Source organism: Pseudoalteromonas maris (assembly GCF_049257235.1).
Lineage (GTDB): Bacteria > Pseudomonadota > Gammaproteobacteria > Enterobacterales > Alteromonadaceae > Pseudoalteromonas.
The window spans coordinates 119726-145317 of the sequence record NZ_JBMMUF010000002.1; the positions used below are offsets into that span (position 1 = coordinate 119726).

19 protein-coding genes and 1 pseudogene are annotated in these 25592 nt (G+C 44.5%); 15 read left to right on the plus strand and 5 right to left on the minus strand.

What is annotated here, in order from left to right:
• Window positions 1-218: 218 nt before the first annotated feature.
• On the plus strand, window positions 219-1841 hold the full coding sequence (locus AAEU32_RS03590) for a methyl-accepting chemotaxis protein (RefSeq protein ID WP_421969162.1): 1623 nt from the start codon (window positions 219-221) through the stop codon (window positions 1839-1841).
• Between the two features lie 64 nt (window positions 1842-1905).
• Here AAEU32_RS03590 and AAEU32_RS03595 read toward each other — a convergent pair whose 3' ends face one another.
• Window positions 1906-2307: a type 2 periplasmic-binding domain-containing protein gene (locus AAEU32_RS03595; RefSeq protein ID WP_421969163.1), complete on the minus strand. Its 402-nt coding sequence runs from the start codon at window positions 2305-2307 to the stop codon at window positions 1906-1908.
• Window positions 2308-2318: 11 nt separating this feature from the next.
• Window positions 2319-3509 (minus strand): porin, encoded by a 1191-nt coding sequence (locus tag AAEU32_RS03600; RefSeq protein WP_421969164.1) that lies wholly within the window; start codon window positions 3507-3509, stop codon window positions 2319-2321.
• 374 nt (window positions 3510-3883) lie between these two features.
• Here AAEU32_RS03600 and AAEU32_RS03605 point away from each other — a divergent pair, with 374 nt between their 5' ends.
• The 7 genes from AAEU32_RS03605 to AAEU32_RS03635 are packed head-to-tail and all read left to right on the plus strand — an operon-like array spanning window position 3884 to window position 11896.
• Complete coding sequence (locus tag AAEU32_RS03605; RefSeq protein ID WP_421969165.1) at window positions 3884-5143, plus strand: efflux RND transporter periplasmic adaptor subunit; 1260 nt, start codon at window positions 3884-3886, stop codon at window positions 5141-5143.
• Between the two features lie 28 nt (window positions 5144-5171).
• Complete coding sequence (locus tag AAEU32_RS03610) at window positions 5172-5906, plus strand: ABC transporter ATP-binding protein (protein ID WP_421969166.1); 735 nt, start codon at window positions 5172-5174, stop codon at window positions 5904-5906.
• A 1-nt stretch (window position 5907) separates the two neighbouring features.
• Window positions 5908-7221, plus strand: coding sequence for an ABC transporter permease (locus tag AAEU32_RS03615; RefSeq protein WP_421969167.1), 1314 nt, complete (start codon window positions 5908-5910; stop codon window positions 7219-7221).
• A gap of 10 nt (window positions 7222-7231) precedes the next feature.
• Window positions 7232-8437, plus strand: a complete 1206-nt coding sequence (locus tag AAEU32_RS03620; protein ID WP_421969168.1) for an ABC transporter permease — start codon at window positions 7232-7234, stop codon at window positions 8435-8437.
• Between the two features lie 60 nt (window positions 8438-8497).
• The gene (locus AAEU32_RS03625) at window positions 8498-9823 is read left to right on the plus strand and encodes a sigma-54-dependent transcriptional regulator (protein ID WP_421969409.1); all 1326 of its coding nucleotides are present in this window, start codon (window positions 8498-8500) and stop codon (window positions 9821-9823) included.
• The gene (locus AAEU32_RS03630) at window positions 9823-11139 is read left to right on the plus strand and encodes a sensor histidine kinase (RefSeq protein WP_421969169.1); all 1317 of its coding nucleotides are present in this window, start codon (window positions 9823-9825) and stop codon (window positions 11137-11139) included. The genes AAEU32_RS03625 and AAEU32_RS03630 overlap by 1 nt, the downstream gene beginning before the upstream one ends.
• 34 nt (window positions 11140-11173) lie before the next feature.
• Window positions 11174-11896 (plus strand): SIR2 family NAD-dependent protein deacylase, encoded by a 723-nt coding sequence (locus tag AAEU32_RS03635; RefSeq protein WP_421969170.1) that lies wholly within the window; start codon window positions 11174-11176, stop codon window positions 11894-11896.
• Between the two features lie 66 nt (window positions 11897-11962).
• Here AAEU32_RS03635 and AAEU32_RS03640 read toward each other — a convergent pair whose 3' ends face one another.
• Together AAEU32_RS03640 and AAEU32_RS03645 are read right to left on the minus strand one after the other, a co-directional pair.
• Window positions 11963-12400: a hypothetical protein gene (locus AAEU32_RS03640; RefSeq protein ID WP_421969171.1), complete on the minus strand. Its 438-nt coding sequence runs from the start codon at window positions 12398-12400 to the stop codon at window positions 11963-11965.
• A gap of 82 nt (window positions 12401-12482) precedes the next feature.
• A complete protein-coding gene (locus tag AAEU32_RS03645; RefSeq protein WP_421969410.1) occupies window positions 12483-14006 on the minus strand; it encodes a response regulator in 1524 nt (507 codons plus the stop codon).
• Here AAEU32_RS03645 and AAEU32_RS03650 point away from each other — a divergent pair.
• A pseudogene (locus AAEU32_RS03650) lies at window positions 14003-14119 on the plus strand (integrase core domain-containing protein); the annotation flags it as partial. The gene AAEU32_RS03645 and the pseudogene AAEU32_RS03650 overlap by 4 nt on opposite strands.
• Before the next feature lie 219 nt (window positions 14120-14338).
• Window positions 14339-15085 carry a substrate-binding periplasmic protein gene (locus tag AAEU32_RS03655; RefSeq protein WP_421969172.1) on the plus strand — a complete coding sequence of 249 codons (747 nt, stop codon included), beginning with the start codon at window positions 14339-14341 and terminating at the stop codon, window positions 15083-15085.
• A gap of 31 nt (window positions 15086-15116) precedes the next feature.
• On the opposite strand, the gene AAEU32_RS03660 is transcribed toward AAEU32_RS03655, so the two are convergent.
• Window positions 15117-15614, minus strand: coding sequence for a hypothetical protein (locus AAEU32_RS03660; RefSeq protein ID WP_421969173.1), 498 nt, complete (start codon window positions 15612-15614; stop codon window positions 15117-15119).
• Between the two features lie 460 nt (window positions 15615-16074).
• Here AAEU32_RS03660 and AAEU32_RS03665 point away from each other — a divergent pair, with 460 nt between their 5' ends.
• The 5 genes from AAEU32_RS03665 to AAEU32_RS03685 all read left to right on the plus strand — a co-directional run bounded on the left by AAEU32_RS03665 (window position 16075) and on the right by AAEU32_RS03685 (window position 25432).
• The gene (locus tag AAEU32_RS03665; RefSeq protein WP_421969174.1) at window positions 16075-21501 is read left to right on the plus strand and encodes a hypothetical protein; all 5427 of its coding nucleotides are present in this window, start codon (window positions 16075-16077) and stop codon (window positions 21499-21501) included.
• On the plus strand, window positions 21488-23155 hold the full coding sequence (locus AAEU32_RS03670) for a MotA/TolQ/ExbB proton channel family protein (protein WP_421969175.1): 1668 nt from the start codon (window positions 21488-21490) through the stop codon (window positions 23153-23155). The genes AAEU32_RS03665 and AAEU32_RS03670 overlap by 14 nt, the downstream gene beginning before the upstream one ends.
• The gene (locus tag AAEU32_RS03675; RefSeq protein WP_421969176.1) at window positions 23145-23717 is read left to right on the plus strand and encodes a hypothetical protein; all 573 of its coding nucleotides are present in this window, start codon (window positions 23145-23147) and stop codon (window positions 23715-23717) included. Before AAEU32_RS03670 ends, AAEU32_RS03675 begins: the two co-directional genes overlap by 11 nt.
• Window positions 23718-23719: 2 nt before the next feature.
• Window positions 23720-24472, plus strand: a complete 753-nt coding sequence (locus AAEU32_RS03680) for a hypothetical protein (protein WP_421969177.1) — start codon at window positions 23720-23722, stop codon at window positions 24470-24472.
• Window positions 24473-24628: 156 nt separating this feature from the next.
• Window positions 24629-25432, plus strand: coding sequence for an ion transporter (locus AAEU32_RS03685; protein ID WP_421969178.1), 804 nt, complete (start codon window positions 24629-24631; stop codon window positions 25430-25432).
• The last annotated feature ends 160 nt before the right edge of the window (window positions 25433-25592 follow it).

Consider the following 25592-nt stretch of genomic DNA (forward strand, 5'->3'; position numbering starts at 1 on the left):
CTAAGTTGTGTGCTTAGTGCACACTCAGTATAGACAAATATTCACTTTGTATAATTTTTGCCTTTTAAATCAGCATCTTTACCCAATATAGGTGCAAATGGGTAAAACTCAGGCATAAGTCGATAAATTGACAAAAAAGTTAGATTTTTCCTGAATTTGGTTAACACTTATTGAATAGAGGCCGATAACAAATAAGTTATAGTTTTGAGGTATACAGTATGAGCCAAGGCTTTTCGTTCGCAGATTTAAGCATCGCTAAGAAAATTCACGCAATAACGCTGGTTGCCGTGATTGCATTTTTGGCGATTGTACTGGTGAACTTCAGTGCAATGAACTCTAATCAAAAAGCGCTGGATGAACTTCAATCTGCTACCTATAAATTGCTGACCATTACCGCCAGCAACGCCACCAGTTTAAAGAAGATTGATGAGCTATATACGCAAGCTGTTACTTTCGGTGATAGTGATTTGCTTGATAAGGCATCTGAAGTACATGAAGAAATCAAAGCAGCTTTGACGCAACTCAATAGTGTGCAGCCTGGATTTATGCCCAGTGATGCGCTTAAAAGACTCAATAGCTATCAAACAATTGCGGCCAATATTGCTAAGGGCATGATAGATGGCACAGCGGATTTCAGTAAAATTCAGCAAGAAGCACAGCAAAAAACCGCCATGTTTGAATCGCTGGTTAATGATTTCGACTCTGCTCAAAGCAGAGCGAACGAACGATTCGTTGAACTCATAGATGATACCAAAGGCCGCTCAGGTAATGCCATGACTACCATGTTAGTGGTTGCACTTGTGTCTCTTATTCTTGTTATTTTATTAGCAATGTGGATTGCCAGAGCAATTAGTAACTCAGCCAAAGATGCTGCACAAAACTTAGACTTGTTAGCCCGTGGTGAAGGGTCATTGTCGACTACGCTGAATGTACGCTCACATGATGAAATAGGTAGAGTGTCTATCAACTTTAATGCTTTTATTGCACTTTTAAAGTCTACCGTTTTAGAAGTGATGAATGTGGTTGAGCCTCTGATGGAGAACTCAACAAGGTTAGTGCAAGGGATGGAAAAGGCGGAGAGTGCCACGCACCAACAGACAAACGATGCAGACATTGTACGCCAGTCAATGGAGGAAATGCGCCAAAGTGTGAGCGACATTTCCCATTCAGCCTCACAAGCGTCTGATGCGGCGCAACTCGCTGAGCAAGAAGTGGCGCAAAGTAAGAGCCAAATAAGCACGTCGGTTACGGCGTCTCAAACACTCAGTGAAGAAATAAACCGAGCAGCAGAGACGATTAATAAACTTGCCGAAGATACCCAAAATGTTGAGCAAATCCTTAACGTGATCACCTCTATCGCTGAGCAAACTAACCTCTTAGCCTTAAATGCAGCTATTGAAGCTGCACGTGCAGGTGAGCAGGGGCGAGGCTTCGCCGTTGTGGCTGATGAAGTCAGGGAGCTGGCCTCACGTACGGCTAAATCAACCAATGAGATTAGAGAGCTCATTAACGTGCTTACTGTCGCTGCGAATGAGGCGGTAAGTGCGATGACCTCAGCGCGCGATATGGCCACCGATAATGCTGTTGCCGCAGAGCAAACAGGTCTGTCGATTGAACAAATAGCTGAGCAGATACTGTCTATTAATACGATGAACGGACAAATCGCAGCGGCGACAGAAGAGCAAACGTCGGTCGCTGCAATGGTTGTTGATAACGTAACGTCGATGCATCGCTCATTTGAAGATACCATGCAGGCTCTGAGTGAGGTGCGAGATGTTGCGAAGAATTTGCACTATCTGTCAGATAACTTGCTTGATGCCACGGCTAAATTCAAAGTGTAGCAGTGTTGGATAACCAATAAAAAAGCTCAACAGATGTTGAGCTTTTTTATTGGCTGTTGCTTTATTAGTAGGTGGCAACTACTTTGACGTCTGCTGTCACACTTGCCGAGCTAACATAGCCAATGGCACCTGGATTAGCTTTAACAAAGTCAATGACTGCCTGATCGTTGGCGAGTTTATCTGGTGGTGTACCTTTGCCAGTGAACACCAGCTTAGACCAATAGGCGTTGAGCTGTGAACTTGATTTACCTAATACCTTGTCGTTGAACTCGTCAAATACGGCATTGGCATCTTGATTGACCGGACTCGCAGCACTGCCATCATTAAATGATTTTGCTTTGCCCAAGAATAGCTTTTTGACCACCGCTTCATCGGCGCCATTATTACTTGGGTGGGTGATCACAGAAATATCAGCTGCTGCGCTACAGCTAACTAGCAAGGCGATACAGGTTAGTAATTTTTTCATGATTAGCCTCCTTAAAATACGATGTCTACGCCAATAGACAGAATCTCAGTTTTGGTATCACTGATTTCATAATCTACTTGGGTAAAATCTACTTTAAAAGCTGCTGCGGGGTGAAAGTTATAACGGGCACCAACCGAATAAGAGTTATCAGCCGCTGATTGTGATGCTAACGCGAAGTTAGTTAAGTCTCTAAGCAGTGGCGCGTTAGGGTCTGTAGGGTTGGTACTGACAGGGATGGGACCGAGTTGGGTAGTGATGGATGTTGGCACTGTATTAAACTCGCTGGCATCATTGTCATCATCATTATCTTCATAGGTAAGGCTCAGAGTCCATTCATCAATACGATATCCCAATGAGACATAATATTGCTGTTGTTTAGCTAAGATACTGTTATCAACTTCAAACTCTGTGTATTCGGCATCAACGAGTATATCTTCATAATCAATACTGAAACCAATTGCTGCAAAATACGCATCATCCTCGTCAATTGCCAGGTTACTGGCTTGCTCGGTGAGCCCAAAGCCATTAAGTCCGCCAATCAAGGCGCTTAGCTGTGCACTGTTGCTCAAATCTATTGTTGCTTCAGATATAAAGTAGGCAGCGCGTGCACTAAACCAGTCTTTGGACAAGGTCCAGTTAAAGCCCAGCGTATCATTTAGCTTGGCAGCATCAGAGGATGATACCGCAGCGATATCGTCATCAACAGCACCAAACATCAGTTGAAGCGAGCTGTCCCATTCACCCAAGGTGCTATTGTGTAACAAGCTCAACCCTTCGTATGTGGAGAAACTCAAGTTGTATACCGACTGCGGGGGGCGTATCCAGCGATAGGCATAACCCACATCTAAAAAGTCGGAGTAACGATAAAATGGGATGCGCATTTTCCCCGCACTGAGCTGAGTGTTTTCTGTTAGTTCATAGGTAATGTATGCCCACTCAAACTCTGCATCAAAGTCGTTTTCTCCCCGAGCGATAATTTGTGCCGTGGCACTAAGCTTTTCTTGTAAATCAGCTGACACTTGTAACGCAAACAGACTTTCTGGCTTCAAGCTGAACTCGTCATTGTAACCAAAAAGGGTATCTCCATCATCGAGCGTCATCCCAGCTGTAATCGAAGCAAATCCGTTTATTCGAATTTCAGCGCTAGCAGATGTGCTGAGTAGCCCAGTCACTATCGATAATGCCAATAATGCTTTCTTCATGTTGATATTCCTAATATGACCAAAAGGTTCTATTAGAGCTTAGGAGTAATTCGTTAAATCTCAAGTTTATCTATGACTTTCATATAGTTAGTCCACAGGAATACAGGGTGTCCGCAGCGGACACTTTTTATGTCCGCGGACATTACACAGTCGTACGGGAATATTAAATAAACCAATAAAAACAATATCTTGTGCTTTTTTTGTAAGTTGGCACGGTTCTCGTAAGGTACTGGATATAAAGTTGATTGTAGGGCTTCACAGATGTTTATCACCCCATTGGTATTTTTTACTTCTCCATTACTGGTATTGATTGTCGTTGTGCTTAATGTTGTGGCGAATATGAGTCGCACACACTTTGGTGCCGAGGTGTCAGCATGATCCGAGATACTCAGGCGCAAGATACGGTTATCGCCAAACAAAGCAATCGTTCCCGTTACTGGGCTGTGCTTGGAGTGTGTGCGGTCGTTGCCTTGGTGAGTGCTTCTTATTTAGGAGCAAGTCATGGCAATACGAGTATGTCATTGGAACGTGCTGCTCTGAAGCTGGCACCGGTAACGCGAGGCGATTTAGTGCGTGATATTGCGACCACGGGTTTTATTGTTGCAGCTAACGCGCCTCAGGTTTATAGCAGTGCCCAAGGTTACGTACAGTTATTGGTTAATCCAGGAGATGAAGTCAGCCAAGGACAACTTATCGCAAAGGTAAACAGCCCTGAGCTCACCAATGAACTTAAGCAGCAGCAATCTGAACTGCAACGTTTAACCAATGAGCTGTCTCGCAAAGAATTGCAAGTGCGCCGAGATACACTGACCTTGGTAAAGACCCTTGATATGGCAGAGGTGACACTAAACGCTGCCAATCGCGAGCATCGCAGAGCGGTATTGTCGATTAAAGATAACTTGATAAGCCAAATCGACATGGAGCAAGCACAAGATGACTTAGCCCGCGCTAAGCTCGCTTTTCAACATGCGCAACAAGAAATTGAAATAGGGAAAGACACGCTCGCATTTGAGCTGAAATCGGCGCAATCAGATGTTTCTCGTCAACAGCTAGTGGTTGATGAGCTGACTCGCCGAGTGAATGAATTGAACATCACCGCGCCAGTTAATGGCGTAGTAGGTAATTTATTAGTACAGCAACAAGCGGCTGTTTCACCAAGCCAAGCGCTTATGACGCTAGTTGATTTAAGCGCCTTTGAAGCCGAGCTACAAGTGCCAGAGAGCTACGCCAATGAGTTGGGGTTAGGTTTACAAGTCGAGCTCAGTATTGGCGTTAACCGTATTTTTGGCACGTTGGCGTCTATCTCCCCTGAAGTGAAAGACCGTCAAGTGAGTGCACGTGTGCGTTTTGATCAAAGTCAGGTGGATAAAATTCGCCAAAACCAGCGCTTATCTGCACGCATTCTTTTAGAGAATCGTGAAAACGTGCTGATGGTTCGCCGTGGAGCCTTTTTAAATGACGGTGGCTTTATTGCTTATCGTGTGCAGGGTGATGTGGCCGAGCGTATTCAAATTCAAACGGGAGCCACTAGCGTGGCCAATGTAGAAATTACCAGTGGTGTACAAGAAGGTGACACCTTGGTGGTGTCAAATTACGACGCATTTAAACAAGCAGAGCGCGTGTTATTGCGCTAATTGATATCAAAGATTAAGGAATATAAAAATGATTAAAATGAATAATATCAACAAGGTATACCAAACAGATATGGTGCAAACACATGCTCTGCGTGATTTTAACTTAAACGTGGAGCAGGGCGAGTTTATTGCCGTAACTGGCCCCAGCGGCAGCGGTAAAACCACCTTTTTGAACATCGCTGGTATGCTTGAACCCTTCACTGATGGTACCTATGAGCTAGATGGTATCGATGTTGGCAAGCTAAACGACAACCAACGAGCTGATTTACGTAACCAAAAAATTGGCTTCATCTTTCAGGGCTTTAACCTGATCCCTGACCTGAACCTTTATGAAAATGTTGAAGTGCCATTGCGTTATCGTGGTATTAAAGCTGCTGAGCGTAAAAAGCGTATTCAGCGCTGCCTTGAGCTTGTTGGCTTGGGCGCGCGAGCCAACCACCTGCCGCAACAGCTATCAGGCGGTCAACAGCAACGCGTAGCGATTGCCCGAGCGCTAGCGGGTGAGCCACGTTTTCTTTTGGCGGATGAGCCTACAGGTAACCTGGATAGTTTAATGGCACGCCAAGTCATGGAAATCTTGGAAGATATTAACCGAGAAGGCGCCACCATTGTGATGGTGACACACGACCCAGAGCTGGCGCGCAGAGCACCTCGTAACATTCAAGTAGTTGATGGTCAGTTAGCAGATTTTAGCCTGTATCAGGGCAAACCAAGTAAAGAACAAACAGCCGGTGACATCGCTGAGCGTGCGGTGGAGGTGTAAGATGTTAGGCCACTATATTGATTTGAGCTGGCGCTCGTTTAAGCGCACGCCACTGGTCAGTGCGTTAATGGTTGTCGCTATCGCCATTGGCATAGGTATTACGATGACTACGCTTTCGGTGTATCACATGATGAGCGCCGACCCTATTCCAAGCAAAAGTGATCAGCTTTTTGCGGTGCAGTTACAAACCATGGATGAGGGCGAAGGCTGGTTTACTAATGATGATATTCCCTATCAGCTCACCTTTCAGGACGCGCAAAATCTCATGAACAGCGCCAAGGCTGATGCGCAAGTGATTATGATGCGGGCAGGTTTTGCAGTGCACCTTGGTGATGAAGCAAACGCACCTAAATTAATGGATGCCAGAGCTGCAGGTCGTGACTTCTTCTCCATGTTTAATGCAGAGTTTATTTATGGCGGAGCCTGGCAACAAAGCGACGAAGACAACGCGCTTAATAAAGTTGTTATTGAGCAGTCGTTGAGCGAAGAGCTGTACGGCGATATCAACCCGGTTGGCAAGACGCTCTATTTAGACAAGCACTTATTTGAAGTCGTCGGTGTAGTAAAGCCTGTTACCAGTCACATTAAATATTATGACCTTAACAATGGTGCATTTCGCCCTTCTGAGCGCGTGATTATTCCATTCTCTTTAGTTAAAGAACTACAAATTACCACATGGGGCAATAGCAATGGCTGGAAGCGCGAATCAAACCGTACGTTTGAAGAGCGCCTTAACTCAGAAATGTTATGGCTACAATTTTGGGTTCAGTTAGACTCGCCTCAAGCCAAAGAAGACTATCAACAGTTCCTAGTTAACTACATTCAAGAACAACAAAAACTGGGTCGCTTTGCCCGTAAAGATCCTAAATATGCGTTGCGCGATGTGAACGAGTGGATGCAATACAACCAAGTTGTCAGCGAAGATAATAAAATCCTTGTGTTGCTGAGCTTTATGTTCTTGGCTGTGTGTTTAGCAAATATCTTAGGATTGCTCCTTGCTAAGTTTATGCGCCGCGCGCCAGAGATTGGCGTACGTAGAGCGCTTGGTGCGAGTAAAACTCAAGTGTTTACCCAGCATCTTGTTGAAGTGGCATTGTTAGGTGTGTTTGGCGGCGTATTGGGCATTGTTCTGGCGCAACTGTGTTTGTGGGGAGTCAGAGAAAGCTATAGCTATTATTCTGATTTAGCTCAAATGGACTGGGTTATGCTCGCTAGTGCACCAGCTATAGCGATAGTTGCATGTGTTGTCGCTGGTTTGTTGCCGGCATATCAAGTGTGCAGAACCAACCCAGCTTATTACTTAAAAACGCAGTAGGAGAGAGCCAATGTTTGAATTAAAACCTATGATTAATGCACTACTGCGCTCCAAAGTTGGTGCGGTGTTATTACTGGTTCAAATCGCAATTACTTTAGCGATTGTGAGCAATGCAGCATTTATGATCAGTGACCGCCTTACATACCTCAATCAAGAAACAGGCTATGAAGAGAACGCAATATTCAGTTTTGGTGTGAGTACCTTTGATACTGACATTAACCTTGTGGCGCAATACGCTCAAGATGAGCGTGATTTGCGCGCCATTGATGGGGTAATTGATGCGGCTATGGTCAATTGGACGCCACTGTCAGGAAGTGGCTCTTCAAGCAGTGTGCATAAAGTACCGAATCCAGAAATAGGAACCGGTGTCCGAGCGGCATATTTTATTACCAATGAGCATGTACTTAATGCGCTTGGAGCAAAGCTCATCGAAGGGCGCAACTTCTATCCTGAGGAAGTAGTGCATGCTGATAACTTTGATAGGCTTCCTAATACTACAATCGTCACTAAAGACTTCGCGCAAGAAATGTTTCCTGACGAGTCTGCATTAGGAAAAATGGTCTATCAGGGGCCTGAGGGGGTTGAAATTATTGGTATTATCGACACGATTAAAGGGCCGTGGCTCAAAGACAGTAGCCCAAGTAATGTCGTTATCTTTCCATTCAACTATGCTCAGCCTCGCACAGAGTTTATTGTTCGCACCGAGCCTGATAGACGCGCTGAAGTCATGGCGCAAGTTGAGGAGATCCTGCTAAAAAGTGAACCTGGGCGTGTAATTTATGGCATTCAAGGCTTGGATGAGAATAAAGCGAGCTACATGGCGCGAGATACCTTGGTTATGCGAATGCTGATTGTATTAATAGCGGTACTGGTGTTGGTAACGGCATTGGGTATCTTTGGCCTGACGCTGTTCAATATCTCTAAACGTACCAAGCAAATTGGGACTCGTCGTGCTTTGGGCGCGCGTAAGTCAGCGATTGTTCGTTACTTTTTAATTGAGAATGTGCTGGTGGCGAGTGTAGGGCTTACGATTGGTGCTATGCTATCAGTGGTGCTTGGTCAACAATTGATGAAAGTGTTCTCTTTACCAAGTTTATCAATGACTTTTGTCTTGGTTAGTGCAGCATTTATGCTCATAATGAGTATCATTGCAGCGTGGGGGCCAGCACTGCGTGCTGCAAATGTACCACCGAGTGTGGCAACACGTTCAATATAATAATAACAATCGAGCGCGCCCGTTGGCGCGCCTCGGGGCGATAGCGAAATTATGGATAATGTGAAGAAAATCCTCATTGTTGACGACAATCCTGCGGTGCTCGATGCATTGTCGTTGCTTTTAGAGTTACATGACTATCAGGCAGTCACCTGCGAGACGCCCGCACAAGCGCTGCATATTGTGCGTTATCAGCGCATTTCTTTGGTCATTCAAGACATGAACTTTAGCGCCGACACTACCTCAGGGGAAGAAGGCAAAAAGCTATTTTATGACCTGCGTGATATCAATCCCAACCTCCCTATTATTTTGATTACGGCATGGACTGAGCTACGAACGGCCGTTGAACTAGTAAAAGCCGGTGCGGCAGACTATTTGAGTAAGCCATGGGATGACCAAAAACTGCTTACAACCATAGATAACCTCGTCGCGTTAGGAGAGGCAACGGCTCAGAACCAAACCTACAAACGCCAAGCGCAAGAGCGCAGCGAGGCCCATGCCCATGCTGATTTGGCGGGAATGGTTTTCGCCAGCACGGCCATGCAGCGGGTGGTTGATATGGCATTGCAGGTTGCCCTTGCCGACGTTCCTGTGCTCATCACTGGCGCTAACGGCAGCGGTAAGGAAGGTATTGCTGAAATAGTACATCGTAATTCGGCCCTGCGCAGTGCGCCCTTTATTAAGGTCAATGCCGGAGCCTTGCCCGCAGATTTAATAGAAGCCGAGTTATTTGGAGCCGAGGCAGGCGCCTATACAGGCGCAAAGCAGACTCGTATTGGTCGTTTTGAAGCGGCGGATGGAGGCACCTTATTTCTTGATGAGATTGGCAATTTGCCCTTAGAGGGACAGGTTAAGTTGCTACGCGTATTGCAAACAGGTGAATTCGAACGGGTTGGTTCAACCCAGACTCGTAAAGTCAACGTGCGGGTGATTTCTGCGACCAATGCGGATTTGCTCGGCGATATTAAAAACGGACGCTTCCGTGAAGACTTATATTACCGTCTTAACGTTATTGAATTAGCCATTCCACCACTTGCGCAGCGTAAAGATGATATCCCAGCGCTGATCAATCACTTTTTACCGGGCAGGGAGCTTGGCTTACACACCGAGGCTATGTTGCGTCAACACAGTTGGCCTGGCAATGTGCGTGAGCTTGAGAATGCGTGTAAGCGCATTGCTGTGCTCAAACCCGAGGGACAATTACACATAGAAGACTTTGCTTTGCAACACGACACTGAGGTTGTTCAATCTAAATCTGAGCCAAGTAAACAAGAGATAGAAGATGCCATGCGCACGCACCAAGGAGTGGTTGCCAAAGTTGCGCGTGAGTTTGGATTATCGCGACAGGCGCTTTATCGTCGTATGCAAAAGTTTGGTATTGATTACTGATGAGATTACTTCCAAAAGGTGCCAAGCGACTAAGTTGGCAACTCAGTTTATGGCTTAGTTTGTTTGTCTGTATTCCTTTGGCTGTTGGCGTTATTTTCGACATGTTGACCTTGATACAAGGCTTACTGTTGGCCGTTGTATTGGGTGGTTTGCAGGCATTATTTGTACACTGGGTAGTAACACCTAGGGTAAGAGGCTTGCAGGCTATCGAATCTGGGTTACTTAATTTTAAAGATGGGGACTTTGCTACCTCGTTGGCATATCGTAACGATGATGAATTAGGTGATTTGTGCCGTTTATATAATGATACTGCGAGTAAATTGCACCAAGAGCGCCAGTGGATTTATCAACGCGAGTTAATGCTTGATAAAGTGCTGCATAACTCGCCTCAAGCGTTATTACTGATCAATGCTCAAGAGCAAATTGTGTACACCAATTACAGTGCTCGTAATGTGCTGTTTGCGGGTAAACGTGTTGAGGGAGAGAAGTTATCATCCCTATTTGAGCACATGCCACAGTCCATTGTTGATGCTATACAACGTGGCGGTGATGGCTTATTCAGTGTTGAGCAAGAGCATGAACAAAGGCAAACCTGGCACTTAGCACTAGGTCAATTTTTGCTCAATAATCAGGCCCATACCTTGTTTATTCTTAAGCCTATGACGCGGGAAATCTCGCGCCAAGAAGTACAGGTGTGGAAGAAGGTTATTCGTATCATTAGCCACGAGCTAAATAACTCACTCGCGCCGATAGCTTCTATGTTGCACTCAGGCAGAGTGCTTGCCGAGCGTAATCAAGACGAGCGGCTAGAGCGCGTCTTTAACACCATCGATGAGCGCATAGGGCGATTGAGTGAGTTTGTGCAAGGCTACGGTAAGTTTGCTAAATTGCCACAGCCTCAATTATCCCAGTTTCAATGGCAGCCGCTGATCACCGACTTACAACAGCAATGGACATTCCAGATTAAAGGTGAGTTATGTGAACATGGTTATGGTGATGAAACTCAAATCCAGCAGCTGCTGATTAATTTATTGAAAAATGCCCATGAGTCAGGAACCGAGGCTCAGGACGTATGGCTCAGTGTTACCGACGGCGAAGAACAAATAATTTGTGTTGGCGATAAAGGTAAAGGGATGAGTGAAACCGTTATGGCTAGTGCATTAGTGCCATTTTATTCTACAAAGAGTAATGGAAGTGGTCTTGGTTTGGCGCTGTGCCGGGAAATCTGTGAAGCCCATCATGGAGATATCAGTTTGCACAACCAAGACCAAGGTGGCCTTGTGGTGCGTGTAAGCTTGCCTAGGGTTAACGTATAATCTCAGTCGCATTATTTGTGGATCAGGCATAGCAATGGACAATACCTTATATATAACTGGCGCTGGAGTCAGTGCTGCCAGTGGTATTCCGACTTTTCGCGGTGAAGATGGCTATTGGCGTATTGGTAGTAAAAATTACACACCGATGGAAATGGCGACACGCCATATGTATCAAAATCAGCCAGACCAATTTTTAGCTTGGTATTATCAGCGTTTCGCCACTTACCGAGATCATGGGCCCAACGAGGTACATCATTGGTTGGCCGACAAAAATGTCATTACTCAAAATATTGATGGCCTTGATGGCAAAGCAGGTAATCGAGATTACATCGCTATTCACGGTCGATTGGATCAAATGACTGTGTTTCATGAGCAAGGTGATGTGGTGCAAACCATCACAACGCCATGGGATGATGTCAACGAAGAAGCCTTAGTGGCGTCGCTATTCAATATTTTCGCCATTGAGAAGGGCGCTCCTCAGTTGTATCGCTCATATAAGCCTTATGTGTTGCTTTTTGATGAGTACTATACCGACTTATACCGCATCACCGAGGCACAAAAACGTATGCTGAGCGCCGATAAAATGATTTTTATAGGCACGTCTTTTAGCGTCAATATTACGCAAATGGCCTTGCAAATAGCGCGTAGTATGAGCATCCCCATTGAGGTTGTTGACCCTGAGCCAACTCATCTATTACATGATAATGTGACCTATCATAAAATGACGGCACTGGAGTATGTGCAGCGCATAGGCTGAGGTGATAATCTGCATAATGTAAGATAAAAAAAACCAGCACTTCGGCTGGTTTTGGGTTTTATCAAATTATTGATTTTCTTCTAATTTCTCACGGGCGGCGCGAATTTTTTCTTTTAACGCTTCAATTTGGTTTATAGTTTCATCAGAAAGCTCACCTGCGCCTTCTTTAGACTCTTCCCACGCCTGAGCAGCAAGTTCTTTAGAATCAGCCACTAGGCTATTGAACTGTATTTTACCTTCTTCGCTTGCTGCACTAGCAAGGGCTTTAGTTTCAGCAAGAAGCTCATCGACTTGCTCAGAAAAAGACTCATCAGCGAACTCGGCGTGTAAGTCTGCAGAAGCTTCTTTTACTTCATCTACTGTTTTATTCCAGGCACTCACAATTTCCTCTTTTGCTTCTTGAGCTTGTGCCTTTGCCTGTTCTTTACTTTTATCGGCATCTTCGCATGCGCTCAATGTGATCGCCGCACCTGCAATTGCTAAAACAGCTAATAACTTGTTCATCTTGTAATGTCCCTTATCGTTGTAAATTTAGGAACCAGTATAAGGGAAAAATATAAATTGAATATGAATAATGCTCGCTGGTTTACTCTTTATTTTTTGATCTAGGCAGTGCGATAAAAAGTGTGGTGCCGTGCTCTGGTGAAGTTTCAAAGGAGATACTTCCCAATTGTACCTCGGTCATCAGTTTCGCTGCATAGGTGCCAATGCCAGGGCTGTCCTTTTTGCCATATGAGACATATTTTTCAAAGAATTTTCCGCGAATTTGTTCGGCGACGGCACCATGATTGTGAATGGCAACAGTTTCAAAATTAGGCTTTTGTTCGTGTGTAATTGCGATAGCCGAGCCTCTGGGTGCGGCCTCGATGGCATTTTTCAGTAAGTTTCCTAATAAAGAAGCACTGAGCATTTCTTCACCTTTTACATACGTACCTCTTGGTACTTCGAATTGCAGCTCTAAGCGCTTTTCTTGAGCAGAAACACGAAAAGTATCAATTACTTCTTGAATAATGCTGTGTAAGTCCAGTTTTATGGGGCATAAATGATAACTGCCATCCTCAAGCTTGTTCAGTGTTAGCATGTTATCAATCATGTTGGTTAAGTTTGCGGTAGAGAGTTTCAATGATACAGTGTTTGCTTTCACTCTATCGGGGTCGCGGTGATATCTGTCCAATAAATCAATGCACTTATAGATCTCTTCCACTGGTCTTTTGAGATCATTTTGCATAATGCGCTCGAACTCATCACGCATGCGCTCGCTTTCCATAAGATTATCGATTTGTTCACGCATTAGGCTGTTTGTTTTTGCTAGTTTAGAGTGTGTGGCAACTCTGGCCTTAACAACCTCAGGGTTAATAGGTTTGGTAATGTAATCTACCGCACCTAACTCAAACCCTTTCACTATATCCTGTGTTTGGTCCATCGCGGTGAGAAAGATAATGCTGATGTGGGCCGTATCCGGATTTTCTTTTAGTTGCTTGCAGACTTCAAAGCCGTCCATTTGCGGCATCATGATATCTAACAGGACAAGGTCGGGCGCAGCATCACCATTGCATATATCTAGGGCTTTTTGCCCAGAAGTTGCAGCTTTCACTGAGTATTCTTTGCGTAATATGTCGCTAATTATCTGAATGTTGTCGATAACATCATCGACAACGAGGATTTTTAAGGGTTGTTTCTTCTCAGCATCATTGGATTTGTATAGGTCGCCATTGCTTGTTTTGTTACTTTTTGGGCGCCTGACAGGTTTCTCGATTGCTCGCACTAAACGTTGTGAGAGCATCTTTGCTGAAAAAGGTTTAACGAGGTATTCAGATACACCACTTTTTATTGCTTCAACAACCTCTGACTGTTCAATGGTGGCAGACATTATGAGTACAGGGATATCAGCTAATTTGTCGTCACTGCGAACGGTCTTTAAAAGCTCGATGCCATCAAGTTTGGGCAATTGTAATTCGGTTATTACAACATCAACGTGATGCTTGCGAAGCAGATTGAGTGCATCAGCTCCGTTAGTACTTTGAATCACCTCTTTGGGATTCATTGCTGTAATCATGCGCGCGACGGTTACCCGCATATTATCAATGGCATCAACGACGAGAATCGTTATCTGATGCTAAATTGAAAATAGAAGCTTGGAGAAATGACTACAATAAAAGTCGACCTCACCAGGCTTTAAATAACTTGTCGCCTACACAGTTCGCGGCATCCATTAAAAACTAACCAGCTCATTTCACCGAGCAAGTGGTACTAAAAATGGGGGCCGGTCAATAATATGAATTATTTCATTGAATGAATGGTACTAATTCAGGGGAAAGGTCATTTGATATGCAGGAACGTCGCTAAATAGGTTACACCGTTTAGGCGTGCTACACTGCCTCGTTTTATCAACGCATCTGTTCTATTCTTGTAGTTAGTCGTGCATACTTAGGGTCAATTTCAATGCTCGCAAAAGTTTTTAGACTGTTGTCTTTTTTTTATTGCTCTACGTTTGCACATGACGCCTTGAGTGACGAGCTTGTACTGGGCTTCATTGAAAAATACCCACCTTATAGCTATCAAGAGAATGGATTTGCTGCGGGCAGTCACATAGAGAAAATTCGCGGTATTAGTACACAAGCGGGCGTTTCCATAATTGCAGAATTTTTACCCTTGCAGCAAGCGCTTAAAAAGGCTGAAGACGGTTTGTTAGATGGTGTCGTTGGGGCCGCTTATCGAGAAGATAGAGCGCAATATCTTGATTACATTAAGTTCCCAGTCTTTGAGTGCGTAACCGTATCGCTACATACCCTAGAACACAGCATGTCATTGAATAACATGATGAATCAGAGAGCTGTGCTTGCAGCTAAAATCGGTTTTGACTTGGGGCGTAAGCTTAATGATGATTTGGTATCAAAAGGCATTGAACTGTATCGCTTTTCGGATATAAATCCTGTGCTGCGGTTAATGCGCGCGGGAAGAGTACAAGGAATTATTCACGCCGACAAAGAAGTTGATTATTTCGCCCAATCTTTGGGGGTAACCTTATATAAAAGTGAAGAAATTTTAAACCAAGAACCCACGTATATCGCATTCTCTAAAAAGATAAGCGAGCACAAAAAAGCGCATGTCGAGGCCATCACCAAAGCCATGCAATTTGGCGCTAATAACACCTCATCTTGCACAGTAATAGCGCAAAACGTTAACTGATCACCTACTGTTGATGATTAATACTGAAAATTCATCGCTTAACCGACACATGCACATGATTGCCTTCTAGGTAAACGAAATCAAACCCAACTTCTGCAGCTAACCCCGCTAGCCTAGCATACTTTATAACATCCATATCGTCTGTGGTTATATCAATTGCACGACCCTCATAGTGCAACGAATAATTGCTGTGCTCATTATTGTTGTCCCATGCTTCTGTTATGCGCAGCTTTACTGCTCCCCCCCACTGATCATTAACCTTATTTGCTAATGTCACTATTTTGTCTTTTGCACGGGCTGTCATTTTTGCGTCTGAGCAATCACCCTCTTCAAACTTGATGGCGATACTTGCTCCGCACATGTTCACAACGTCTGCCAGTGTTGCTTGGTCAACACTCATTAACGCCGCACCTGAGGCCTGCGCTTCACTGTCGACGGGCCATTTTTGACCATTTGCAAATATGCTCGGTGCAGCATGTAATTGCCAGTTAGCGCTTAGCAGTAAAGCGGCGATATAAATTTTATTCATTTTCACTCCTTCTTGACCTTTAAAGCCTATCAATACACAGCGATTCAACGCAAAGAATATCCTATGTTATTGGTGTGTATTACTTATTTAAGGTTTTTCGGTGTTAATTTTTTTGTGTGGTAGTGTAATAGGAACTATAGTTTAAATTGTTTGCATATGTGCCTTTTTTGGGTTCAAGCCTAAATTAAACTAACTCAGCGTATTGATTATGATAATAATAAAGCTATTCGCTCGTGCACCCACAAGCATAATATTTAGACGGTTTATTACCTTTAGCCTGGTTTGCTCTTCCCTTTTATGTAAAAGTGCAATTGCAGAGCAAGTAAATTCCTCATTTTTGATGATTGAGAAGCAAATCAGGGCTTATTCTCACTATCAATGTCTTCTACCCAGCCCCACATGGTCTGCACAGCAATGCAATTCGCTTAACAATGAACATATCACGGCACAGCAACAAAGCTTGTTAGCGCTTAAAAATGACATACTGACTAATTTAATGGCGTCAATGCGTGCTCATTACCCCACATTAGAATGTGTAGTAACACCAAGAGGTGTGGAGCTTGGCAATACAATCACGGCGCGAACAGACGTAGCTGTCAAAGATGTCATTAGTAGTTTGGATAAAACGGCCTTTAAGTCACTCATTGCCTTGTTAGAAGCCAACGAAATAGCCACTGCACTACAAGATTTACATGTAAAACACTCTGAACAAGCCCAACAACAACTGTGTGATGCATATAATAAGCGAACTTCATTTGCTCAATGTTTTGTGTCTTTAACACAACAAAACACCAGTGCAAAACAGTGCTTAGCGTCCTATCAAGGTAAGCTTGACCAGCAATTGATGGTGGTTGAAGCGGGTAAAACACTAAGCAAATACCTACCTGATGTAAGCCCGTTTTTGTTGTTACAACTGGAATCAAAACAGCAGCAAATTGAGCAAGTATTGGACGATTATGATGGGTTAACTAAGGTGCTTGAGCAGGTGGTTAGTGACGCCATTACTGAATATGCAAAGTTTCAGGCACATATTGCTGTGTTGCGTTATGCGGTAAAGTTACCTCCAGAAATCGCCCCGTATTTGGGCATTGATCATCAGCAATTACATGGGTTATTAACACAGTTAGATAAAGCAGCGTATCAAAATATCTCTGAGCTCAACGACACCCAAAGGGCGAGTGCGCACTATAAAGAGCAGCATGAAATCGTTAAGCAACAAGTAAACACATTTGGACCGCGTATTGAGCAAATAGCCAAACGTATTATTAATAAAGTGCAAACCCTAGCTGAGGATTGGCAATCACAGGCAAGTACGCAAATAAGTGATTATGTCGTGTCACAAACATCCGAAGCCATCTCCTCAGCGCTCGGAAGTTTAGCGTTAAAAATAGTGCTCAAACAACAATCAGATAAAGTAAATGGGCAAATTGCCTATCAGGCCAGTTTCTATTATCAATTGGATGATGGCAGCGTGGAGCTTGCGCAAAACTGTGACGCAGAGGCGGTAAGTTGCACAGCGCCAGTGGAAAATACAGCCGTTGATAATGTCAGGTACAATGAGCCTGCTGAGCGCATAGAATTGGGTATTTATATCGATGCGTTAGCCGTTGAGAAAGGCGCTGATAAACTTAGATTTCGCTATTTAAAACAGGGCCTTAAAGCTAATGCACGTGTCGATCAAAGCAAACTTAAGAAGGCGCTAATACGCCTTGGTATGCCAAATTCGCTCTCTTTGGGCGACGCATCAATTCAGGCCAGTGTTGACTTAAATGATGTCACCCTCAAGCTTCCAATGAAGGTTTTAGGGCTCGCCAGTACTGATTCCTTGTCCTTGCAAATTTTAAAAGATGGACGCTTTGTAGAGCCCACAAAAGCCCTGACGCAGTTTATTAATACTCAGGTCTCCAGTCATGTGCAACGAGCTGTAAAACAATGGGTGCAAAAACTGCCTTACATTGACGCCCAACTACCTTATTCAGACTTTATTTTGCATGCGTCTTCGCAAGATATTAGCGCGGTGTACGATGCCAAAAGTAAATCCATATCGGGCAGTTTTATCATCCGAGCAACGAAAGCGTCTCAACATTTGGGCAACATAAAAGCGGATTATGAGCTCACAGAGCAGGGTGTTCGCTTTACCCGAACACACATTGAAGACGAACTAGCAAAAAACCTTAACGATGAATTACGAGCGCAGCTCACGCAGCTACTTGATCCGCAAGTCATGCAATTTGTTGAGCACTTTGCGGCGTCTTTTCATAAACAACAGTTTGGTGTTGAATTGTACTTATCCGCTGAGGTGATGGAGTGTCGTTTAAACAGCACCTTGCGTATTGAGTATCCGCTGTCTGATGTAACTTTGCTTCTAAGGGACGCCTTAGGCACCTTGAAAGCGCAAGCGCAGCAATGTGCGCAGGACAAAGCAATCGAGTTAGCGTGGCAGCAAGTACCAGCCATCGACTTTACTCAGCCTTTACACTTGTTTGGTGTGCAATTTAGATACCTGAGCCATGAACGCCTCAGCGAAACCCAATACACAGTGAGTATTGAGGCAAGTGTGAATAATGCCTCGTTATTGATTCAAGAATTACCGCTGGAATATCGTGACGGTAAGTTATCGGCCCACTTACATAAGGCAAAATTCAGTGCCAAAGACCTTGAGCTGTATCTTCAACAACTTGCAGCGCCTGCACTCGATGCTCTGGGTGAGTATGTGCGCATAGATAAGGCTGGCGTTGATAAAGGTGGCGTGTATTTTTACGCAACGTTGGTAGATGTGCCGTATTTAAATGATGTTGCTTTGGGCAGGGTGTTTATCTCAGCGACAGAACAAAATCTTGATATAGCGTTGGTGGGCGCTGTCAAACATTCCCTAACAAACTACATCAACAACGAGTTGGACCAGCAATTGAGCATTAAAGCATTTGGTCCTGTTAGTGGCATATCAGCAAATATCACGACCACTGACACCTTTGTTCTGGGTATTAAAGCCCAACTGCAAGTGTATGACGGTATTTCCGTGCCTGTTCAGGTAGATCTTGTGCCATTTAAAATCCACGACATTAATGTGGATGACACTATCAAGAACTCAGTCTTGGCAACACTTAATCAGTTAGCGCCCAAACAACTAGGTGTGTTTGAATTTACGAAAACGCCCACTGTGGGTCTAGTGCCCGAGCATGGTATTTACGGTATCAACATGGGCGTTAAAATTGATTTAGTGCTCTTTGATGTGCGTTTAAATCGAGTGGCTTTCTCACATAAAGGCTTGGTATTGCCAGAAGAAGTGGGAGCGGCAATACCTGCGGCAATTAATTTTGGTTATGTGGTGTTGTCAAAAGTGGGGGTGGTGTACAACACGCGTAAGCCAAGTTTAAAGCTCATTGGAGACATTACCGCTGGGGATGCGAGTCTTGCCAATGTCGCAAAAATTCAAAGCGAGCTGGATTTGAGCGATATGGCTAACTTGAAATTTGTACTCAACGGTAACTTAGTGGTCGCCAACTCATTGTCCTTGCTGAGCGCCCACGGTGAAGTGGCACTCAAAGAAGCCCGCGTTCATTACCAAGCACACTCCAACCCCATGTTTGAACAGATTATTAAGGCGGAATCAGAGGGGCTGATTAACGGCCCTCAAAAGCTATTTTCAACGCATTCAAGGCTATCCGTGTTGAGCTTGGATCTCAATGAAAACGATCTAATCGTAGATGTAGAAAATGAAGTGATCCGCTTTAAGGGCTCAGAGCACTTAGCTATAGGTCGGGCAGAGTTCGGTGTGCTCACCAACACAGGGTTTGAAAATCCGACGGCCCATGCGGAATTTGGCCTTGATTTAGCAGGGTGGGACGAGCTTGGCGCTAAGGCGAAATTGTCATTGGCGCTCGCGTCGTTGGAAATGAATGTGCTGGGTCTTAATGTGGATGTGCTAGCTCCTTCTATTGACACCATATCACCTCGTTTGCTGCTGAACATCTTGTCGAATTTACTCAAAGTCGACATTAAAGCCTTACTCAATACCAAGCTAGACGATATCACTGTTTCGTTGCTTGATGCGCAAGGGCAGGTGCGAAGCATGTCTCAAGGAAAGCCGCAGCGAGACGATTCAAATGGCGATGGCACATCTTCTTCAGATGATGAAAATAGCGGTGGCACGCCTAACCCTAAACCTGTCGTTCCTGCGCCAACCACAAACCCATCTACAACAGGGGGAGGGCAAATTGGCAAGTATGCGGTGAACAACTATTGTGCTGCGCTGGGCAACAACCGATACGCTTATCAAACGGTGCATGTCGGTTACCCGCGTTTTAGCTACAGTGACGCGTCGCGCGGCTATGAATTGTCATTTAATCAGCAAGCAAAGGAATTACTGTGTGGCAGTGACGATACGGTTGAGCCGCACTGGTATGGTGTGTACAAAAGTAATATCCAACTTGGCGGTCAATGTAATCAAGCCAGTCATTTACTCAATTATCAAATTGGTAATGTGCAATCTACTTATGCGCCGAGCGCCGAAAAACGCGTTTTTTGTGGGCAATTGCAACGTGAAATTCCTAAATGTTATGCCAGCAGCCGATTTGTTGATGACTTTGAGGATATTAGTGTTGATGACTATAAGGTTATTGAGCAACGCCATGAAGAGATAGGGTCAAAGCAGCTGGAGTATTGGGGCTATGATGATGCTGTAACCGCTATAGAATCAAAACTAATACAAAAAGCAGTAAACAAGGTCGATAACAATCGAGAATGTGGCCATATTCGTAAAATCACGCTGAGTTATACGCTCGATGAAGGCATTTTCTTTGATGATTACGAAGTCAGTGCCAAAGTTGACTATTACCCCTATCATGCCAAACGCGACTGGGAGCAAAGCGTTAAGCTGTTTTATCACACCACAGAGAAAACGTTTTACGCCTTAAATTTGTGCGTTGATCCATACTACCTAAAAGACTTGGGCTTTAAACCGAGCACTGAGCACGTGCACATATGTGACGCCGGCATGTTTGCCTTACCACAACTTGCAGGTTACGACGCTAACAACCTTATTTTAAGTAATGCTGATGAATACTTTTTAGTGGATGATGCCGCAGCGACGTTTGTGCTCACGGGCGAATTACCCAAACAGCAGCCGGTTAAATTTAGCTTCATGCTGGCCGACAATAGCTATAGCGGCACAGAGTTTTTGCCTACCCAAGGGGTGAGTTATAAAAAGTACTATGTCAGCGCTGTGCAAAATCAAATAAACAGTGAGCATTCGTTTACTATTGCTGAGCAAGACCCACTATATCCTTGGTTCAGTACGGATAAGTTCCGTGATGAGTTGATTGCCCAATACAGCAATAACCCAGATATTCGTATTTGGTATCAAGACCTTGATAGCAACACCTTGGTGCTTACACACCCTGCACATCGAGGCCTAAACATCACCACATATTGGTTGCGTAAAGGATTAAAGCCGCTAACAGTGCATATCGATTTGCGCAACCCCTACCGCCAAAATCGCCCTCTCAGTGAGTCAGAGCAAGCGCGCTTGGTTGAGGTGCTCAAAGGACTGTTGCCACAACTAAGCAGTGATGAACTCACTGTGAGTGTAGGGCGCGATCCCCAGCAAGGGCTCGATACCTTGATGCTGTACGATGCCAAAGACATCACGGTTATGCTCAGTCAATCTAGCGACAGAGTGTTGGCTAAACCGATGAATATATTGAATAATGGACGAAAAATAAGCGCCAACCTCAAGGCGATGCAATCGTGCTTAGAAAAAATACATGTCGCGATGAGTGTGCAACAAATGTTGCAAAATCCAGGGCAAGCTTATGCCCAATTCACCCCGCAAATTTACCCATTAAACTTGCTTGACTTGAAGGAGTGTCGAGATGCCCAAAATTAACTTTAAAGAGATGAGCTTGTTTAAAGGGCCCAATTTTGAGCTCAGTGGTTTAGGGTTCGTGTTGGCTACCATGCTCGCAGTGGTTATTGGTTTAAGCATTTACAGTGCCATGCAAAAGCGCGCGCAAGCTCATCTTGTCGCCGCCTATCATCACGCGAATATTTTGTGCCCGTTATACCAAGATGAACCCACTCTTGCACAAGGCGACTGTACACAAGTTACGCAAACGCCTTTGAGCGCTGATGCTGAACCTGCTTATAACAACCAGACATTCTCGGACGAGCAGTTGCTGGTGCTGTTTAAAGCAGCCGGTATTGTTGACCCACAAGAAATCACTATGCCATCGGATATCCGTGAATTTTCGCGCTTTCCTGCCGCGGCTTATCTTGCCCATGTGATGACGCAAAAAGATGGCTTAAATCATCTCGACAGCTCAATTTCGACCATAAACATGATAGTGCAACTGGCGGGAGCACTGGGTCAAGACAGTGTTATGACTCTGGGGGAGGAGGAGAATCAGTTCTATCAATTCTATTTAGCGACAGCCATTGCCAATGTGCAACTTAAGGTGCCTGATACCCAGTCGGCATTTCACTATCTTAGCGAGAAAATGAATCAAGGTGGTTTCTCGCCTAACGATTTACCGTATCAATTCAATGGCGAATATTGGCATGAGTTACCTTATGCAGGGTTAGTTATGTCGCCGCCCAATGTTCATAGTGACGCCGACATTTTAACGCAATTGTTGGTGGGTAAGAGTGTGGTTAAAAGCTATCAACAAGGGTGGGGCGTTAATAGCACAGTGTTGAGTCAATTAGATCAACTGCAAAGTAGCGTTACTGACGAGCAGCGCTACCAGGTCATGGTTGGCTCACAAAACCTGATTATGTATCTACTTAGCCAATTGCATTCAGACGCCGCGGTATCTGAGGCTAACGAGAGTTTGGTGAAAATACGTGGTTATGAGCAGGCGGGGATGTTCTTCCTCGCTGCGCTCATTCTCAACATTATTGTACTGCGTTTTGTGCGCCGCAAATGTGAAATGTTCCACCTTAAAAAGCTTTTCGAGATTAATGCACACGCATACAAGAGTGCTCAAGGCAGTGAGCATGTTTCCAAGCAGTATCACAGCATCATTTTGACTCAACTCAAGCAGTTTAGCCTAGATTGGAAAGGCACCATGGTGGTGGGGCATGACAGTGCTATAGCGCGTATAAAAGCGTTGGTGGAAGGGAAGTTAAACTCAGAGCAAACCACGTTTAATACCGAGGATTTACGTGCTGCGGTAAGCTTAAAAGACGATAAACTTTACGGCTCCCGCTGGGTGATCCGTTGGGCGGCAATGACTTTGCCAGCACTTGGCTTTATTGGCACGGTGCGCGGTATTTTGAATAGTTTAACGCAAGCAGACTCCATAGTATGGGCCACCACTCAAGCGCAGCGCGCTGATGCCATCAGCCAGTTGGCGGGAGAATTAGGACTTGCATTTGCGACTACATTTATCGCCTTGGTAGCAGGTATCGTTGTGAGCTTCTTTAACGAGCAGCAAACGAAAAGTGAAGGGAGCTTCATTCAAGAACTTGAATCTTGGGCCGTATCTTCACTTGATATTCACCTTTATGAGCTCTACGGAAATAAACACCATGGCGAGTAAGCAAAGGGAGGAGCTTGATGTATTGTCGTTAAGTTTTACTGATGTGCTGACCTGCGTGTTAGGAGCGTCTATTGCGCTGTTTCTGATATTTGTGGCCATCGTGAAACTGACGTCGACTGACTCGCTAGCCTCGGGTAGCGCCAAAGCACAATGGAATAAAACGGCACGCTCCATTCAAAAACAAATGGATCAAGGTTTTGCCACCGCTTCGTTACGTATAGTTACTACAAACAAGGCGTTGCTCGACTCAATCTTAGTACAATCCAATAGCGGCAATGCCCAGCGCAGTATCCAAATAAGCCACCAAAATGCCACGTATTATGGCGTGCTTGTGCACTTTGCACAGGGCCTCAAAACGCCTGTCAAAGTGGTATCTCAGGATATTGATTTAACGGGGGAATTAGCGGTGCAACTCACCGTTGGTGGTTTGCCGCAGTTTTGTACATTGCAGGTAAAAAGAGCCAAGCAAGGAAGTCAAAACATTATATTAGATATTAGCAAGCAGCATGATCTATACCTGAAATTCGCCAATGCCAGTGGTTTTTGTGAAGGGCGAAGTTAGTTATGGCTAAAGCAAGGCGCAGCGAAACCAACACCTTTACAATGAGCTTTTTAGACTTAGTGTCGGCGGGCTTTGGTGCGGCATTCTTTTTATTTCTCATTTTTGCATCTTTGCCCATTACCCCATCAGGTGGGATGGCTGGGAGCACTGAATACATTGACGTTGAATTACAATGGTCTGAGCGCGATTACTTACTAGAGTTAGTTGTTTATCCTCCACAGGGAGAGCCACTGCGCTTAGGGCATCCGCATATCCAAATTGATCCTTTATCGGGGCAAATATACTTATCTGAACAGCATAATACGCAGCTTATCAATGGCTTTAAAGCAGCCTATTTAACAGGGTCTTCGGCCTATGGTGAACAGTCTCTGCAAGATCAAGGGTCGCACCAGGAATTTGTTCATTTACGGGTGATTGACCCGTGCCCCGGACAATGGCGTTTTGCCATTAACGTAAATAACCGCCGAGGTAGCGCGGCCTACATGCACAGCAAAAATGGTACTGCCAAAGTACCATTGAATAAACTAAATGCTTACACCTCAACAGAGGATCTCGCTCTTAGCGCTGCTTATATCAGTACCGTAAAAGAAATCGATTTGTTGCAAAACCTCAGCGCTTATTTAGGCGGAACAGCATTAAATACCTTCTCTGCGATCACTTGGCAAAGTCCAGACAACACCACCACAGATACCTTAACAGTCAAAGAACCGAAAGAGGCCAGCAGCAAAAGCCATTGCCGTATAGGTACAAATTAACTTTTGTAAGTTACTGAGACGTTTACTAAGGCGAAGCGAACGTACAGGTGCAATTTGGCGCTAAACAGAGGTAATTACAAATAAAGCGTTTGCAATTCATTTTCCAATGCTAAAATCGCGGCCACTGCGTTTTTGATTCACAGCTTTTATATAATCATGTACGAAAACATTAGAACTTCATTAAACAATCTTAAAAACAATAAGTTTTTCGAGCTCACTGTTGTTGCAGTGATCATCATTTCAGCCCTTGAAATAGGGGCAAAGACTTTCGCGCTACCTGATGGTGCCTTGTCGTTTACCCAAGTACTTGATGTATTCATCACAGTTTTTTTCTTATTCGAAATCACCATTCGTTTTATTGCCGATGACGACAAGAAGAACTTCTTCAAAAAAGGCTGGAATATATTCGACACGCTGGTGGTTGCCGTTAGCCTTATTCCAATCAACGACAGTGAAATGGCGCTATTGGCTCGATTAGTGAGAGTGTTTCGTGTGCTGCGTATGGTGTCGGTGGTGCCAGAGCTGCGCGTACTTATCAACTCACTGCTCAAAGCCTTGCCGCAGTTAGGCTATGTAATATTACTGATGTTCATTATCTTCTACATTTATGCCGCTGTCGGCAGCTTTATCTTTAAAGACATCAACCCAACACTTTGGGGGGATATCGCCATCTCAATGTTGACCTTATTCCGCATCATGACCTTTGAAGATTGGACAGACATTCAATACGAGACCATGGAAGTCTACCCCATGTCGTGGATCTTCTATTTATCGTTTATCTTTTTCACCGCATTTGCGTTCTTAAACATGGTGATTGGTATTGTTGTAAACGTGATGGAAGACGAACATGCAAAGGCGCGAAAAGAACAAGAGGCCGAAGACAACACACCAACGATTGAAGACCTACACAAAGAAATCCAAGAACTTAAGCAGCTTATAAGGGAGCAGGGGAAGGGATAACTAAAGCAAGTTTGGCTTTGCGATTTTAGATGTTTTTAAGGCGCTGTAGAGCGCCTTTTTTATGTAAGATGTAGTTTGTGCTGATTGTACTCAAATGCATCCATGCATTTGCCCCTTCGGGCGCCTGCGTGGTACAAAATGCTCCCGAGATTTTGTGAAC

What these genes read in the sequence shown, in the direction of transcription:
- AAEU32_RS03660 (WP_421969173.1), bottom strand. Translation starts at nt 15,614, where the DNA reads ATGAATAAAATTTATATCGCCGCTTTACTGCTAAGCGCTAACTGGCAA.
- AAEU32_RS03635 (WP_421969170.1), top strand. Translation starts at nt 11,174, where the DNA reads ATGGACAATACCTTATATATAACTGGCGCTGGAGTCAGTGCTGCCAGT.
- AAEU32_RS03595 (WP_421969163.1), bottom strand. Translation starts at nt 2,307, where the DNA reads ATGAAAAAATTACTAACCTGTATCGCCTTGCTAGTTAGCTGTAGCGCA.
- AAEU32_RS03615 (WP_421969167.1), top strand. Translation starts at nt 5,908, where the DNA reads ATGTTAGGCCACTATATTGATTTGAGCTGGCGCTCGTTTAAGCGCACG.
- AAEU32_RS03640 (WP_421969171.1), bottom strand. Translation starts at nt 12,400, where the DNA reads ATGAACAAGTTATTAGCTGTTTTAGCAATTGCAGGTGCGGCGATCACA.
- AAEU32_RS03590 (WP_421969162.1), top strand. Translation starts at nt 219, where the DNA reads ATGAGCCAAGGCTTTTCGTTCGCAGATTTAAGCATCGCTAAGAAAATT.
- AAEU32_RS03680 (WP_421969177.1), top strand. Translation starts at nt 23,720, where the DNA reads ATGGCTAAAGCAAGGCGCAGCGAAACCAACACCTTTACAATGAGCTTT.
- AAEU32_RS03610 (WP_421969166.1), top strand. Translation starts at nt 5,172, where the DNA reads ATGATTAAAATGAATAATATCAACAAGGTATACCAAACAGATATGGTG.
- AAEU32_RS03620 (WP_421969168.1), top strand. Translation starts at nt 7,232, where the DNA reads ATGTTTGAATTAAAACCTATGATTAATGCACTACTGCGCTCCAAAGTT.
- AAEU32_RS03630 (WP_421969169.1), top strand. Translation starts at nt 9,823, where the DNA reads ATGAGATTACTTCCAAAAGGTGCCAAGCGACTAAGTTGGCAACTCAGT.
- AAEU32_RS03655 (WP_421969172.1), top strand. Translation starts at nt 14,339, where the DNA reads ATGCTCGCAAAAGTTTTTAGACTGTTGTCTTTTTTTTATTGCTCTACG.
- AAEU32_RS03605 (WP_421969165.1), top strand. Translation starts at nt 3,884, where the DNA reads ATGATCCGAGATACTCAGGCGCAAGATACGGTTATCGCCAAACAAAGC.
- AAEU32_RS03675 (WP_421969176.1), top strand. Translation starts at nt 23,145, where the DNA reads ATGGCGAGTAAGCAAAGGGAGGAGCTTGATGTATTGTCGTTAAGTTTT.
- AAEU32_RS03670 (WP_421969175.1), top strand. Translation starts at nt 21,488, where the DNA reads ATGCCCAAAATTAACTTTAAAGAGATGAGCTTGTTTAAAGGGCCCAAT.
- AAEU32_RS03600 (WP_421969164.1), bottom strand. Translation starts at nt 3,509, where the DNA reads ATGAAGAAAGCATTATTGGCATTATCGATAGTGACTGGGCTACTCAGC.
- AAEU32_RS03685 (WP_421969178.1), top strand. Translation starts at nt 24,629, where the DNA reads ATGTACGAAAACATTAGAACTTCATTAAACAATCTTAAAAACAATAAG.